This window comes from Rhodovulum marinum (assembly GCF_004343075.1).
Classification (GTDB): domain Bacteria; phylum Pseudomonadota; class Alphaproteobacteria; order Rhodobacterales; family Rhodobacteraceae; genus Rhodovulum; species Rhodovulum marinum.
Window position 1 is genome coordinate 169,785 of the sequence record NZ_SLXP01000007.1, and the last position, 13,302, is coordinate 183,086.

General features: G+C 70.3%; 13 protein-coding genes. 9 read left to right on the top strand and 4 right to left on the bottom strand.

Translation table 11 applies throughout. The annotated features are described in order from the left end of the window. The first annotated feature begins 134 nt into the window (after window positions 1–134). Window positions 135–2,336, top strand: a complete 2,202-nt coding sequence (locus EV662_RS12355; protein WP_132462738.1) for a transglycosylase domain-containing protein — start codon at window positions 135–137, stop codon at window positions 2,334–2,336. Between the two features lie 169 nt (window positions 2,337–2,505). On the opposite strand, the gene EV662_RS12360 is transcribed toward EV662_RS12355, so the two are convergent. Together EV662_RS12360 and EV662_RS12365 are read right to left on the bottom strand one after the other, a co-directional pair. After that, window positions 2,506–3,111 carry an MlaC/ttg2D family ABC transporter substrate-binding protein gene (locus EV662_RS12360; RefSeq protein ID WP_165915587.1) on the bottom strand — a complete coding sequence of 202 codons (606 nt, stop codon included), beginning with the start codon at window positions 3,109–3,111 and terminating at the stop codon, window positions 2,506–2,508. Further along, window positions 3,101–3,868, bottom strand: a complete 768-nt coding sequence (locus tag EV662_RS12365) for an MlaA family lipoprotein (protein ID WP_243695838.1) — start codon at window positions 3,866–3,868, stop codon at window positions 3,101–3,103. The genes EV662_RS12360 and EV662_RS12365 overlap by 11 nt, the downstream gene beginning before the upstream one ends. Before the next feature lie 172 nt (window positions 3,869–4,040). On the opposite strand from EV662_RS12365, the gene EV662_RS12370 reads away from it, so the two are divergent. The 5 genes from EV662_RS12370 to EV662_RS12390 all read left to right on the top strand — a co-directional run bounded on the left by EV662_RS12370 (window position 4,041) and on the right by EV662_RS12390 (window position 8,327). Then, complete coding sequence (locus EV662_RS12370; protein WP_132462747.1) at window positions 4,041–4,505, top strand: RidA family protein; 465 nt, start codon at window positions 4,041–4,043, stop codon at window positions 4,503–4,505. Next, window positions 4,502–5,278 carry a glycerophosphodiester phosphodiesterase family protein gene (locus EV662_RS12375; RefSeq protein WP_132462750.1) on the top strand — a complete coding sequence of 259 codons (777 nt, stop codon included), beginning with the start codon at window positions 4,502–4,504 and terminating at the stop codon, window positions 5,276–5,278. The genes EV662_RS12370 and EV662_RS12375 overlap by 4 nt, the downstream gene beginning before the upstream one ends. A 48-nt stretch (window positions 5,279–5,326) precedes the next feature. After that, window positions 5,327–6,511, top strand: coding sequence for a GNAT family N-acetyltransferase (locus EV662_RS12380; protein WP_132462753.1), 1,185 nt, complete (start codon window positions 5,327–5,329; stop codon window positions 6,509–6,511). Continuing rightward, window positions 6,508–6,801, top strand: coding sequence for a 4a-hydroxytetrahydrobiopterin dehydratase (locus EV662_RS12385; RefSeq protein WP_132462756.1), 294 nt, complete (start codon window positions 6,508–6,510; stop codon window positions 6,799–6,801). Before EV662_RS12380 ends, EV662_RS12385 begins: the two co-directional genes overlap by 4 nt. Window positions 6,802–6,947: 146 nt before the next feature. Next, window positions 6,948–8,327: a tetratricopeptide repeat protein gene (locus EV662_RS12390; protein ID WP_165915588.1), complete on the top strand. Its 1,380-nt coding sequence runs from the start codon at window positions 6,948–6,950 to the stop codon at window positions 8,325–8,327. Window positions 8,328–8,398: 71 nt separating this feature from the next. Here the strand turns inward: EV662_RS12390 and EV662_RS12395 are convergent, their stop codons facing one another. Beyond that, window positions 8,399–8,887 carry a peroxiredoxin gene (locus tag EV662_RS12395; RefSeq protein WP_132462762.1) on the bottom strand — a complete coding sequence of 163 codons (489 nt, stop codon included), beginning with the start codon at window positions 8,885–8,887 and terminating at the stop codon, window positions 8,399–8,401. Window positions 8,888–8,968: 81 nt separating this feature from the next. On the opposite strand from EV662_RS12395, the gene EV662_RS12400 reads away from it, so the two are divergent. The 3 genes from EV662_RS12400 to EV662_RS12410 are packed head-to-tail and all read left to right on the top strand — an operon-like array spanning window position 8,969 to window position 11,715. Further along, window positions 8,969–10,174, top strand: coding sequence for an NAD(P)/FAD-dependent oxidoreductase (locus EV662_RS12400; RefSeq protein WP_132462765.1), 1,206 nt, complete (start codon window positions 8,969–8,971; stop codon window positions 10,172–10,174). After that, window positions 10,171–10,731: a 16S rRNA (guanine(966)-N(2))-methyltransferase RsmD gene (gene rsmD / locus EV662_RS12405; RefSeq protein WP_132462768.1), complete on the top strand. Its 561-nt coding sequence runs from the start codon at window positions 10,171–10,173 to the stop codon at window positions 10,729–10,731. Before EV662_RS12400 ends, rsmD begins: the two co-directional genes overlap by 4 nt. Window positions 10,732–10,773: 42 nt before the next feature. Beyond that, complete coding sequence (locus EV662_RS12410) at window positions 10,774–11,715, top strand: DUF6635 family protein (protein WP_132462771.1); 942 nt, start codon at window positions 10,774–10,776, stop codon at window positions 11,713–11,715. Window positions 11,716–11,721: 6 nt separating this feature from the next. Here the strand turns inward: EV662_RS12410 and EV662_RS12415 are convergent, their stop codons facing one another. Next, window positions 11,722–13,278 (bottom strand): dienelactone hydrolase family protein, encoded by a 1,557-nt coding sequence (locus EV662_RS12415; protein WP_132462774.1) that lies wholly within the window; start codon window positions 13,276–13,278, stop codon window positions 11,722–11,724. Window positions 13,279–13,302: the final 24 nt, after the last annotated feature.

Below are 13,302 nucleotides of genomic sequence, written 5' to 3' on the forward strand. Positions count from 1 at the left end.
TTTTTGCACAAATTAATTTCCGTGATGGTTTTTTGTGCAGTTGTGAAAGCCGAAAACGTGAGCGGCTGGGAACTCCACATTGCCGGGCGGGCGCGGTAAGGTGGCCCGAGGCAGAGCAGACAATCGGAACGGCAATGGGCAGCAAGGGCCGGAGAACACCCCCGCTCGTGGCGGAACGACGCTATCCCGCCAAGAAGGCGGGCGCGAAGAAACGCGCGCCCACCCGGCGCAAATCCACGGGCACGAAACGGCGCAGGACGCGGCGGTCGGGCAACGCCGTGACACGGTTTTTCGGCGGCCTCTTCCGCTGGATCCTGCGGCTGGTCTGGCGCATCGGCTCGCGGCTGGCGCTGATGGGCGCGGTCGTGGTGGGGCTTGCGGTCTTCTACTTCTACGTCCAGTTGCCCCCCGTCTCCGCGCTTCTGGACGGGCGCAACCGCGGCTCGGTCACGCTGCTCGACCGTTCGGGCCAGGTCTTTGCCTGGCGCGGCGAACAGTTCGGCGGCCAGATCACCGCCGCCACCGTGGCGCCCGCCCTGAAAAACGCCGTCATCGCCACCGAGGACCGCCGATTCTACAGCCATTTCGGCATCAGCCCGCGCGGCGTCGCAGGCGCGATCCGCATCAACCTGTCCGAAGGGCGCGGCCCGCTGTCGGGCCATGGCGGCTCGACCATCACCCAGCAGACCGCGAAACTGTTGTGCCTGGGCGTGGCCTATGACCCCGCGCAATGGAAATCCGAAGCCGAGTACGAGGCCGATTGCCGCCGCACCACGCTCGCGCGCAAGGCCAAGGAAGCGGTCTACGCCATGGCGATGGAGGCCAAGTACACCAAGGACGAGATCCTGACGATCTACCTCAACCGCGCCTACCTGGGCGCCGGCGCCCGCGGCTTCGAGGCCGCCGCCCAGCGCTATTTCGGCAAGTCCGCCAACCAGGTGAACGCCTCGGAGGCGGCGATGCTCGCGGGGCTGCTGAAGGCGCCGACCACCTATGCGCCCACCAACAACCTGGAACGCTCGCGCAACCGGGCCAATCTGATCCTTGGGCTGATGCAGGACCAGGGCTACCTGACCGCCAAGCAGGCCGCCATCGCCAAGGCCAACCCGGCCGAACTGTCGGCGGCCGCCGAATCGCGCTCGGGCGGGTATTTCGCCGACTGGGTGATGGGCGCAGGCCCCGATTTCCTGACCCGCACCACCACCGAGGACGTCATCATCCGCACCACCTTCGACCCGCGCCTGCAAAAGGCCGCCGAAGATGCGCTCAAGGACGTGTTCGAAACCAAGGTGAAACCGGGATCGAAGGCCGAGGCGGCGATCGTGGTGATGTCCGCCGACGGCGCGGTGCGCGCCATGGTCGGCGGGCGCAAGACCACCATCGGCGGGTTCAACCGCGCCACCATGGCCCTGCGCCAGACCGGATCGGCCTTCAAACCCTTCGTCTATGCCGCCGCGCTCGACCTGGGCTACACGCCGAACGCCACCGTGGTCGACGAACCCTACACGATAAACGTCCCCGGATCCGGCCCCTACGCGCCCGAGAATTACGACCGGCGCTTTCACGGCCGGGTGACCCTGACCGAGGCACTGCAGCATTCCTACAATGTCCCGGCGGTGAAGGTCTCCGAATCGGTCGGCCGCGAGAACGTGCGCCGCATCGCCGCCGATTTCGGCCTCGACAGCGACCTGGCGCTCGGCCCGGCCCTGGCCCTGGGCGCCTCGGAATCGACGCTGATCAAGATGACCGGCGCCTATGCCGGCATCCTCAACGGCGGTTCCAGCGTCACGCCCTACGGCCTGGTCGAGCTGCGCTTGAAGGGCGAGACCGAACCGCTGATGGGCCAGGAAGGCGGCATGGGCGAACGCGTCATCTCCGAACGTGCCGCGCGCAGCCTGGTCTACATGATGCACCGCGCGGTCGAGGCCGGCACCGGGCAACGCGCGCAACTGCCCGGCTGGCAGGTCGCGGGCAAGACCGGCACCACCTCGGCGGCGCGCGACGCCTGGTTCATCGGCTTCACCGCCGACTACGTCGCCGGCGTCTGGATGGGCTACGACGACAACACGCCGCTGTCGGGCGTCACCGGCGGCGGACTGCCCGCCGAGATCTGGCACGAAACCATGGCGCGCGTGCATGACGGGCTGACACCGCGCCCGCTGCCGATGCTGGTGCCCGACCGCCGCGACACGGCACCCGGCCAATATCCCGGCGAAACCTATTCCTCGGGCGATGGCAATGGGGTCGAGCGCCCGCGCGAAACCGGCGGTGACGTGGCCGAACGCATCCTGCTGGAGGTGCTGGGCGCGATCCTGGGCACCGGCCGCGGCAACTGAGCCCCCGCGCCTTTCGGGTTTCGCCCCGGCTGTCGCCGGGGCGACCGGCTGGGGGCTCCGCCCCCAGACCCCGGGGATATTTCAAGCCAGAAGAAGACCTCGCCCCTTCTTCTGGCCCGAAATATCCCGGGGGGAGTCCGAAGGACGGGGGGCAGAGCCCCCCCGCGGATCAGCCCAGCCGGCGCAGGTCCTCGATCAGGGCATCCAGATCGCCGCGGCGCCGGTCCAGCAGGGCGCCGATCTCGGTCCGCTCGGTGGCCAGCATATTCACACCCTCGATGAAGATGTTGAAGAACAGGTCGCGCCCCGACCGGTCCGAAACCAGGAAGGTCACCTCGAACGGCGCCTGGCCGCGTAGAATCGCGGTGGTCTTGACCTCGTGGAAATTCTTCAGCGGGCGCGCCTCGCGCACCTTCAGCTCGCCGCCGATGAACTCCCGGAACCGGCGACCGTACTTGCGCGAGATATAGCCCTGGAAGGCGTCGGTAAAGGCGCGCATCTGCGCCGCGCTGGCCGACCGCGCCGCCACCCCGAGCGCCGAGCGGGCGATGATCGGCACATCGGCATAACGGGCGAAGATACGCTCGAACTCGGGCAGCATCTGCGCCTCGGAGCGGCCGGAATTGATCACCCGGTTGATATCGGCCACCACCCGGTCGATCAGCTGCGCCGCCTGTTGCGTGGTCAGCGCCCGTGCCGCCCCGGGCAGCGCCAGCACGGCGCCCGCGGCCAGGCCCGCGCCGATCAGCGCGCGGCGTTGGGGGTCACTGGGCATCTGGGTCGGCATAGGGGTCCTCATACGGGTCGAAATAGTCCGGCGTCGCGCCCCGTCCAAGCTGGAACCGGCGGTTCTGCAGGTAGGTCTGGCGCGTTTGCGCATAGCTGTCGGCGCTGTCGTAAAGGATCGAATCGATCAGCTCGGACCGGTCGTAGCGCGCCCCCAGCCCCGAAAGCACCCTCAGCCCCGTCGCGGTTTCGCGCTGGTCGGCGCGCGGCAGGTGGCCCAGCGGGTTGATCGCCAGGTCGACCACCGCGCCCAGCGTGTCGCGCCCGGTGGACGGCCCCAGGAACGGCAGTTCGACGTAATTGCCCTCGGCCACGCCCCAGACGTGCAGGGTCTCGCCGAAATCGGTGTCGATCTCGGGCGCGCCCATCGGCGTCGCCGGGTCCAGCAGGCCGCCCAGCCCGATCGTGGTGTTGACGAAGAACCGCGTCGTGTTCTGCGCCGCGTCGCCCGGGCGCAATTGCAGCAGGCTGTTCAGCACCTTGCCCGGCAGTGACAGGTTGGCCGAGAAATTGCTGAACGCCGTGCGCACCGGGTCGGGCACCACGCGGCCATAGGATGTGGCCGCCGGGCGCACCAGCGCGCGGTCCAGCGCCACGTTGAAATCGTGCACGCCGCGGTTCTGTACCTCGTAGGGGTCTGAAACCCCGCCGGGAATCGGCGCGGCACAGCCGGCCAGAACGGCCAGGGCGGCGGCGGCCGCGACGTGGCGCGGCCATCGAAGACGGTCGGTCGAAAGGGCGGGCACTGGCAGCATCCGGATCAGGTGAAAGAACCCGGCTACGGAACCATGACGCGCCGCGGATCACAAGGGCCAAGCCCCGTTCCAAGCCGTCCGAACGTCTTCATTTTTCGGTTTCACCCGCTTCGGCGCGGCTGTAGCGTCGCCCGCGTCGGGACAGGCCACAAGGAGAGAGCCCATGAGCGGACGATTCGAAACACGGCTGGCAGAGATGGGCGTGACCCTGCCCGAGGCGCCCGCGCCGGCGGCCAATTACGTGCCTTACGTGGTCTCGGGCGACCTCGTGTTCGTCTCGGGCCAGATCGCGATGCAGAACGGCACCTTCCTCACCGGCAAGCTGGGTGCCGACATGGATGTGGACGCGGGTGCCGCCGCTGCGCGGACCTGCGCGATCGGGCTTCTGGCGCAGGTCAAGGCGGCCTGCGGCGGCGATCTCGACCGGCTGCAACGGGTGGTGAAACTGACCGGCTTCGTCAACTCGACGCCCGAATTCGGCGACCAGCCAAAGGTGATCAACGGCGCCTCGGATTTCCTGGTCGAGGCGCTGGGCGATGCCGGGCGGCATTCGCGCTCGGCGGTCAGCGCGGCCTCGCTGCCCTTCGGCGTCGCGGTCGAGATCGAGGGCATTTTCGAAATCCGATGACACCGCTGCCCCGGGCCTTCCTGGACGCGCCCATCGCCCACCGGGCGCTGCATGACCGTGCCGCCGGGCGGCCCGAGAACTCGATCGAGGCGGTGCGCGCCGCGGTGGCGGCCGGTTACGGCATCGAGATCGACATCCAGGGGTCCGCCGACGGCGTGCCCATGGTGTTTCACGATTACGACCTCAAGCGGCTGACCGGCGAGACCGGGCGCATCGCCCGGCGCAATGCCCGCGAACTGACCGAAATCCGTCTGACCGGCGGGCAGACCGGCATCCCGACGCTCGAGGCGGTTCTCGAAGAGGTCGCGGGCCGGGTGCCCCTGCTGGTCGAGATCAAGGACCCCGACGGTGCCATGGGCCGCGACGTGGGCCGGATCGAACGCGCCGTCGCGCGCGCGGTTTCGGGCTATGCCGGCCCCGTGGCGGTGATGTCCTTCAACCCCCATTCGGTCGCCGATTTCGCGATGGCCGCCCCCGACGTGGCGCGCGGCCTGACCACCTGCGCGTTCGAGCGGCTGCACTGGCCGCGCCTGCACGCCCCCACCCGCAAGCTGTTGCGCGGCATTCCCGATTTCGACCGGATCGAGGCCGCCTTCATCTCGCATCGCTGGTCCGACCTTTCCCGCCCGCGGGTGGCCGAACTGCGCCTGCAGGGGGCGGCGGTTCTGTGCTGGACGGTCAAATCCCCGCGCGACGAGGAAACCGCCCGGCTTCTGGCGCAGAACGTCACCTTCGAGGGCTATGCCGCGGCCCGGCCCGTTCTGCCGGCTTGACCTCGGCCCGCCCCGGCCCATCTGACCGGGCAAGGCAGGAAAGCACGGATGCCCGCAGAGCAAGTCGAAATCGAGGTTCTGTCGTCGCTGGCCGATATCCCGGCCGCCGAGTGGGACGCTTGCGCCTGCCCCGAGGCGGCCGATGGCGGCCGCCCCGACGACCCCTTCACCACGCACCGGTTCCTCAAGGCGCTGGAGGACAGCCGGTCCGTCGGCGCGGGCACCGGCTGGCAGCCGCACCACCTGGCCGCGCGCCGGGCGGGCCAGATCATCGCGGTGGCCCCGCTTTACGCCAAGACCCACAGCCAGGGCGAATACATCTTCGACCACAACTGGGCGCATGCCTATGAACGCGCGGGCGGGCGCTATTACCCCAAGCTGCAGATCGCCGTGCCCTTCACCCCCGCCACGGGGCGGCGGTTCCTGACCCGGCCCGGGGCCGAACGGGCGGGCATGGCCGCGCTGGTGCAGGGCGCGATCCGGCTGGCCGCGCAGAACCGGCTGTCCTCGCTGCACGCCACCTTCTGCACCGAGGCCGAGGCGCGTGCCGGGGCCGACCTGGGCCTGCTGCCCCGCGTCACCCAGCAATTCCACTGGGAAAACGCGGGCTATGCCGATTTCGACGCCTTCCTCGCCTCGCTGTCCTCGCGCAAGCGCAAGAACATCCGCAAGGAACGCGCCACCGCCCAGGGCTTCGGTGGCACGATCACCGGCTATACGGGCGAGACGATCCAACCCGGCCACTGGGATGCCTTCTGGCGCTTCTACCAGGACACCGGCGCGCGCAAATGGGGCACGCCCTACCTGACGCGGGCGTTCTTCGACCGCGCCCACGACACCCTGCGCGACGACATGCTCCTGGTGCTGGCCGAACGCGACGGCGAACCGGTGGCGGGCGCGCTGAACTTCATCGGGCGCAGCCGCCTGTATGGCCGCTACTGGGGCTGTGTCGAGGATCACCCCTGCCTGCATTTCGAACTGTGCTACTATCAGGCCATCGACCACGCCATCGCGCACGGCCTGGACACCGTCGAGGCGGGCGCGCAAGGCGCGCACAAGCTCGCCCGCGGCTACCTGCCGGTGGCCACCCATTCGCTGCACTGGATCGCCGATCCGGGCTTTCGCGGCGCGATCGAACAATATCTCGTGGCCGAACGCGACGCCGTCGAAGAGGAAATCGAGGTGATGACCGATTACGGCCCGTTCCGAAAGACGATGACGGAGGACACATGACCGCCAAGCTGACCGATGCCGAACGCAAGGCCGACCTCGCCCCCCTGCTGGCCAATGGCTGGACCAAGACCAAGGGCCGGGATGCCATCGAAAAGACCTATGAATTCAAGGATTTCGTCGCGGCCTTCGGGTTCATGACCCGCGCCGCGCTCTGGGCCGAGAAACTGAACCACCACCCCGAATGGTTCAACGTCTACAAGACGGTGCAGGTCACGCTGTCCACCCATGACGCGGGCGGGCTGACCATGCTGGACGTGAAACTGGCCCGCAAGATGGACGCGCTGGCCTGAACGCGCTGCGCCCTGCGCCGATTTTGCACTGGCCACCGCCCGCCGCGGCCCCTAGCATTCGCACCGTAACGGTCTGAAAGGTCAGGACAATGGCGGGGCAGCTTCGGCGCAGTATCCTTCTTGCGGCAGTTCTTGCGGCGGCCCCCATGGCCGGCGCGCAAACGCTGGACGTGCCGGCGCTGATCGCCGCCGCGCAGGCCGGCGACCCCGAGGCCCAGCGCATGGTGGGCGAGGCGCGGGTCTATGGCCTGGGCGGGGCGCAGGACGTGCCGGCCGGCATCGCCCTGCTGGAGCAGGCGGCACAGGCGGGCGACCTGCGCGCCAAGGCCAGCCTGGGCAAGATCCTTCTCGACGGCTTCTACCTGCCCGCCGAACCCGACCGCGCGCTGCCGCTGCTGGACGAGGCCGCGCAGGCCGGCGACACCCGCGCCCGGACCGCGCTGGGCGCCGCGCTGTTGTGGGGCGACGTGACCGCGCCCGACCCCGACCGCGCCCGGGCGCTTTTGCAACAGGCCGCCCAGGCCGGCGATGTCGAGGCGCTGCGCATTCTCGGCGAACAGCTTGTGCAGGGCTGGGTGATGGCGCCCGACACCCGCACCGGCCTTGCCATGCTGGAACAGGCCGCCGCCACCGGCGACACCGGCGCGCAGGTCGCGCTTGGCGCCGTGCTGCTGGATGGGCCCGGCGTCGATCACAACATCCCCCGCGCGGTCGAGTTGTTCGAATCCGCCGCGCGCGCGGGCGACGGCGCGGGGCTGGAAACATACGGCGCCTGGCTGATGTGGGGCCAGCGCGACCCGGCCCGGGCCGAAACCCTGCTGCGCCGCGCGGGCGAAATGGGCCGCGCCAGCGCCTGGACCACCCTGGCCGAGGGCGCGATGTATGGCTACCTGCCGCCCAATTCGCGGGCCAAATTCGCGGGCTTTGCCGACCGCGCCCGCGCCGCCGGACAGGACCGCATCGCCGTTCTGGACGCCGAACGCCGCATGTGGGGCATCGGCATGCGCGCCTCGGGCCCCAAGTCTCGCGCCCTGCTGGAACAGGCCGCCGAGGCGGGCAACCCGGACGCGCTGCGCTTTCTCGTGCGGCTGTTGCGCGACGGCAATGGCATGAACGTGGCCCGCGACCGCGCCGCCGCCCGCGCCCTGCTGGACCGGTTCGCGGATCTCCTGTCCCCGGCCGAACGCGCCAGGCTGGCCCTGACGATCGACATCTCGGCCACCCGCCAGACGGCCAGGTACCCCGCGCTGGCCGACCGGCTGGAGCGCGACCACCAGCGGCTTGGCCTCGCACTCGCCCGCGACCTTTACGCGGCCAATCCGAATTTCGCGATCTACCTGCTTCAGCGCGACATGGCGCGGCGCGGCATCTATGCCGGGCCGCTGGACGCGCTGGCCACCAGCGACACCTTGCGCGCGCTTCATTCCGATTGCATGGCCCGGCTGCCCGACCGCTGGCAATGCGGGGAAAACGTCATGGACGTGTCGGTGATCGGCCCGCTTCTGGCGCGCCGATCCCCGGGCTGACCCTCATACAAGAGTCATATGCGATTCATATGGAATTCATATGCGATTCATATCGCTGATTCCGGCCGTTTTCAGATCGCCGCCAACAGCGCCTCGCCCGCCGAGATCTCGCACTCGCCGGGGCTTTCCTCGACGTTCAGCACCGTGACCACGCCATCCTCGGCCAGCATCGCGTAACGTTTCGACCGCGCCACCAGACCCACCGGCAGCGCCGTGAAATCCATCCCGATCGCCTTGGTAAAGGCGCCGTCCGCATCGGCCAGCATGGTGATCCCGGCATCCGTCGCCCCCGTCGCCTCGCCCCAGGCCTTCATCACGAAGGGGTCGTTGACGGCAACGCAGATCACCTCGTCCACGCCCTTGTCCTTCAGCCCGTCCATCACCCGCACGAAGCTGGGCACATGGGCCGAATGGCAGGTCGGCGTGAACGCCCCCGGCACCGCGAACAGCGCCACCTTGCGGCCCGCCAGTTTCTCGGACAGCTTCACCTCCTGCGGCCCCTCGGCGCCAAGCTGGATGAAGGTGGCCTCGGGCAGCCGGTCGCCGGTGGAAATCGTCATCTCTGTCCCTCCTCGTGGATTGCAAACGCTTTCCCGCCTCAGATAGTGTCTGGCCCGGATCATGCCAGAGCGGAAGGCCCAATGTCCCACATCGTCATCATCGGCGCCGGCCAGGCGGGCGCGGCGCTGGCCGCGAAATTGCGGGCACTGGACTTTGCCGGGCGGATCACCCTGATCGGCGAGGAACCCGCCCCCCCCTACCAGCGCCCGCCGCTGTCCAAGAAATACCTGCTTGGCGAGATGGGCGTCGAACGGCTGTACCTGCGCCCGCCCGAATTCTATGCCGAGAACGACATCGAGTTGCGCCTGTCGCAGACCGCGGTGGCCATCGACCGGGCCGACCGCGCGGTGATCGTGGACGGGCAGGCGCTGCGCTATGACCAGCTTGCCCTGACCACCGGCGCGGTGCCGCGCCGCCTGCCCGGCGCCATCGGGGGCGCGCTTGGCGGGGTTCATGTCGTACGCACGCTGGCCGACGTGGACGGCATGGCGCCCGCCTTCCGCCCGGGCGCGCGGGTGCTGATCGTGGGCGGCGGCTATATCGGGCTGGAGGCCGCGGCGGTGGCCGCCGCCAAGGGCCTGCAGGTCACCCTGATCGAGGCCGCCGACCGCATCCTGCAGCGCGTCGCCGCCCCCGAGACATCCGCGTATTTCCGCGACCTGCACCGCGCCCATGGCGTCGACCTGCGCGAGGGCACGGGGCTGGTGCGCCTGTTGGGCGACACCCGCGTGACCGGGGCCGAACTGACCGATGGCACCGTGCTGGATCTCGACTTCGCCATCGTCGGCATCGGCGTGACACCCGCCACCGAACTGGCCGAAACCGCCGGGCTGGACGTGGCCCACGGCATCGCGGTGGACGCGATGGGCCGCACCTCCGACCCGGCCATCTGGGCCGCGGGCGATTGCACCAGCCTGCCCTATCGCGGCGCGCGCATCCGGCTGGAAAGCGTGCAGAACGCCATCGACCAGGCCGAGGCGGTGGCCGCGAACATGCTGGGCGCGAACGCACCCTATGACCCGAAACCGTGGTTCTGGTCCGACCAGTACGACGTGAAACTGCAGATCGCCGGGCTGAACCTGGGCCATGATCGCGTGGTGATCCGCCCCGGCGACCGCGCGGGCGCGGTCAGCCACTGGTATTACCGCGGGGCCGAGCTTCTGGCCGTCGACGCGATGAACGACCCGCGCGCCTACATGACCGCCAAGCGCCTGATCGAGGCGGGCCGCTCGCCCGACCCGGACGCGGTGGCGGCGGGCGACCTCAAGGCGCTGATGGCGGCGTGAGGATCATCGCGGGCCAGCACCGGGGCCTTCGGCTGGCCTCGGTCGGCAAGGGCGATGCGGGCGCGCATCTGCGCCCCACGACCGACCGGGTGCGCGAAAGCCTGTTCAACCTTCTGGTGAACGGCCCCTATGGCGACCCGGTGACCGGCGCCCATGTGGTGGACCTGTTCGCGGGCACCGGCGCGCTGGGGCTCGAGGCGCTGTCGCGCGGCGCGGCGCATGTCACCTTTGTCGAAAACGGCGCCAAGGCCGCCGCCCTGATCCGCGAGAACGTGGCGAAATGCCGGGCCGAGGGTGCAACGACCCTGATCCGCCGCGACGCGACGCGGCCGGGCGAAAACCCCGGCGCGGCCCATGACCTGGTGTTCCTCGACCCGCCCTATGGCAAGGGGCTGGGCGAAAAGGCACTGGCCGCGGCCCTGGCGGGCGGCTGGATCGCGCCCGGCGCGCTGATCGTCTGGGAGGAGGGCGGCGAGATCGCCCCGCCCGAGGGCGTGGACCTGCTGGATACCCGGCGCTACGGCGACACGCGGATCGCGATCCTGCGCCACGCCTGATCCCGCTTGCGGGCCGGCACCCGGCCCCCCATCTGATCGTCCATGACCGCGCTTGCCCCCGCCACCGATGCCGCGCTGATCGCCGCTGCCCGCGCCTATTTCGCCGCGCGGCGCGCCCGCGTGCCCGGTTTCGTGCGGGCACAGTTCGGGCTGCGCGGCACGGTCCGGCTGCATCGCCACGCGCTGGGCTGGGACATCGTCAAGGCACCGGTCAACGTGGTGCTGTCGCCGGTGCTGATCCTGTCGCGGCTGGGCGGCTGGGCGGCGGGCCGTCTGGGCGCGCGGCGCACCGCCGACTGGCTGCTGTCGCGCCGTGTGTTGCTGCCCACCGCGGTCGCCCGGGCCGCCGAACGCGCCATCGTCGTCGACCTGCTGGAGCTGCCCTGGGACGGCCCCGGCAAGACCAGCGAGGCCGACGCGCTGGCCCGCGCCATGCTGGCCCAACCGGCCCTGGCCCGGCTGGTTGCGGAACGGCGCGAGGCGGGCCGCCTGACCGCGCGCGCCCTGTCGGACTATGGCGGCACGCGGTCCGCCGTGGCCGAGATGACCACGGCGCTGGGCACGCTGGGCGCGGGCGCGATCGTGTTCCAGTCGGTCACACCGGGCATGGTGTCCTTCGCCCCCGGCCTGGCCGCCGTGCTGGCCCACCAGGCGGCGGTGGCGGCCTTTCCGCTGGGCGGGCTGATGGGCACGGCGTGGTATGGCCTGTTCCCGGTCGCCGTCTCGCCCTGGCTGATCGCCGCGCTGACCGTTGGGCTGGTCGCCATGGGCGCGCTGGTGGCAGCCTTCGCAGGTGTGATCGCCGACCCGGTGCAAACCGCGCTGGGGCTGCACCAACGCCGCCTGAATCGCCTGATCGACGCGATGGAGGATGCCTTTACCGGCGAGGGGAAACGCGGCTTTGCCGTGCGCGAACATTACCTCGCGCGGCTTCTGGACCTGTCCGACGCGGGAATGGCGGCAATCCGCATGCTGACGCCCTGACCGCGCTCAGGACGCCATCTGGAACATCGGAAAGGTCACGCCCAGCGCCCAGGCCAAAAACAGCCCCAGCCCGATCCCCGCCCCCGCCGGCCGGGCCGAGGCGCGGCCCACCCAGCCGCCCATCATCCCGAACAGCAGGAAGAACAACAGCACCACCGGCAGGATCACCAGCAGGAAGAACAGCCCGCTGAAATCCAGCGCCGTGGCCAGCCCCAGCGAGGCCAGGAATGCCCCCCGCGCCGTCAGGCTGCGCCACAGCGGCGCACGCCCGCCCTCGACCATCAGCGCGTCGCCCAGCATGTAGGGCACCGTGCCCACCGCCATCGCCGCGATGATCACCGCCCGTTCGGGGTTGGGAAAGAACGAGGTCACGTAGCGATCCATCGCGAATCCGTAGATGCCGATGCCATAAAACGCGACCAGCCCCGCCAGCCCCAGGATGCGCCCCACCTCGCGCCAGCCGGGCCAGCGCACCTCGCCCCACCACGCCAGCAGCGCCAGCACCAGCACGCCATACAGCGCGAAATGCACGGCCAGGTAATCGGCCACCAGCACCGGCAGGAACCGCGTGTTCACCGGCGCCAGCACCAGCGGCACCACCACCGCCGGCAGCAGCGCCGCGATCAGGAAACGGTTGCGCGGCAGGGGTTTCGGCCGCGCCTGGTGGGTCTTGCCGCCCAGGCGGGCCAGCGGCCAGGCCAGCGCCACGATCCCCGTCAGCAACAGCGCCACCCAGCCGCCCATATGCGCCACGTCGCCCGAACTTTGCCGCCCGAATGTCGCGTCCAGCCAGGCCCGCGCCTCGCGCAGCATGGTGGGCGACCAGATCACCCCGACATGTTCCACGTTCGGCGCCAGAACCGCGCGCCGCCCGGTGCCCTCGGCCGGGTCGCCCACCGTGTCGCCCAACCCCGCCGCCGGGTCGGCGCGGTGCAGCGCGGCCAGCGCGTCGGGGATCAGCCGCCCCTCCCACTCGCCCTGGATCATCAACAGGTTCGGCGGGTCGGTCGCGGTGATCGAATCGTCCGACATCGACACCGCCACCGTGGCCGCCAGCCGGTCATCGACCACCGCCTGCCGCACCGCGATGTAACTGCCCATGGAATGGCCCATGATCGCCACGCGCCCATCCGCCCAGGGCTGGGCCAGCGCGGCGTCGATCACCCGATCGGTTTCGGCCATCAACAGGATCGCCGTGCCCTCGGGGCTGTCCAGGTCGCCCGACATCGGCACCGGGTTGCGCCCGTGCCCCTCGTAGTCGAACGCGACGGCGGCATAGCCCGCCCGCGCCAGGGTCAGCGAGGTCGCCTGCATCAAGGGCCGCGACCCCGCGAATCCGTGCGAGACGATGACCACCGGCGCGGGCCCCGCATCCGGCAGGCGGTAAACGGTGGTGGGCGTCGTGCCGGTGCCGGGCACGGGTTCGATCAGGATGCCCGCGCGTTCCGATTCCAGCTGCCAGATCGACACGACGATCGCCGCCAGCGCCAGGATCGCGACGATCCAGCGCGCGGGCGTCAGCCGCCAGCCCACGGGGTGCGGATGGTCCTGCGCGGCGGTCATCGGCATCCCCGGCCAGGGGCCAGC

What these genes read in the sequence shown, in the direction of transcription:
- EV662_RS12385 (WP_132462756.1), top strand. Translation starts at nt 6,508, where the DNA reads ATGACCGCCAAGCTGACCGATGCCGAACGCAAGGCCGACCTCGCCCCC.
- EV662_RS12375 (WP_132462750.1), top strand. Translation starts at nt 4,502, where the DNA reads ATGACACCGCTGCCCCGGGCCTTCCTGGACGCGCCCATCGCCCACCGG.
- EV662_RS12360 (WP_165915587.1), bottom strand. Translation starts at nt 3,111, where the DNA reads ATGCCCAGTGACCCCCAACGCCGCGCGCTGATCGGCGCGGGCCTGGCC.
- EV662_RS12370 (WP_132462747.1), top strand. Translation starts at nt 4,041, where the DNA reads ATGAGCGGACGATTCGAAACACGGCTGGCAGAGATGGGCGTGACCCTG.
- EV662_RS12390 (WP_165915588.1), top strand. Translation starts at nt 6,948, where the DNA reads ATGGCCGGCGCGCAAACGCTGGACGTGCCGGCGCTGATCGCCGCCGCG.
- EV662_RS12355 (WP_132462738.1), top strand. Translation starts at nt 135, where the DNA reads ATGGGCAGCAAGGGCCGGAGAACACCCCCGCTCGTGGCGGAACGACGC.
- EV662_RS12400 (WP_132462765.1), top strand. Translation starts at nt 8,969, where the DNA reads ATGTCCCACATCGTCATCATCGGCGCCGGCCAGGCGGGCGCGGCGCTG.
- EV662_RS12415 (WP_132462774.1), bottom strand. Translation starts at nt 13,278, where the DNA reads ATGACCGCCGCGCAGGACCATCCGCACCCCGTGGGCTGGCGGCTGACG.
- EV662_RS12410 (WP_132462771.1), top strand. Translation starts at nt 10,774, where the DNA reads ATGACCGCGCTTGCCCCCGCCACCGATGCCGCGCTGATCGCCGCTGCC.
- EV662_RS12380 (WP_132462753.1), top strand. Translation starts at nt 5,327, where the DNA reads ATGCCCGCAGAGCAAGTCGAAATCGAGGTTCTGTCGTCGCTGGCCGAT.
- EV662_RS12395 (WP_132462762.1), bottom strand. Translation starts at nt 8,887, where the DNA reads ATGACGATTTCCACCGGCGACCGGCTGCCCGAGGCCACCTTCATCCAG.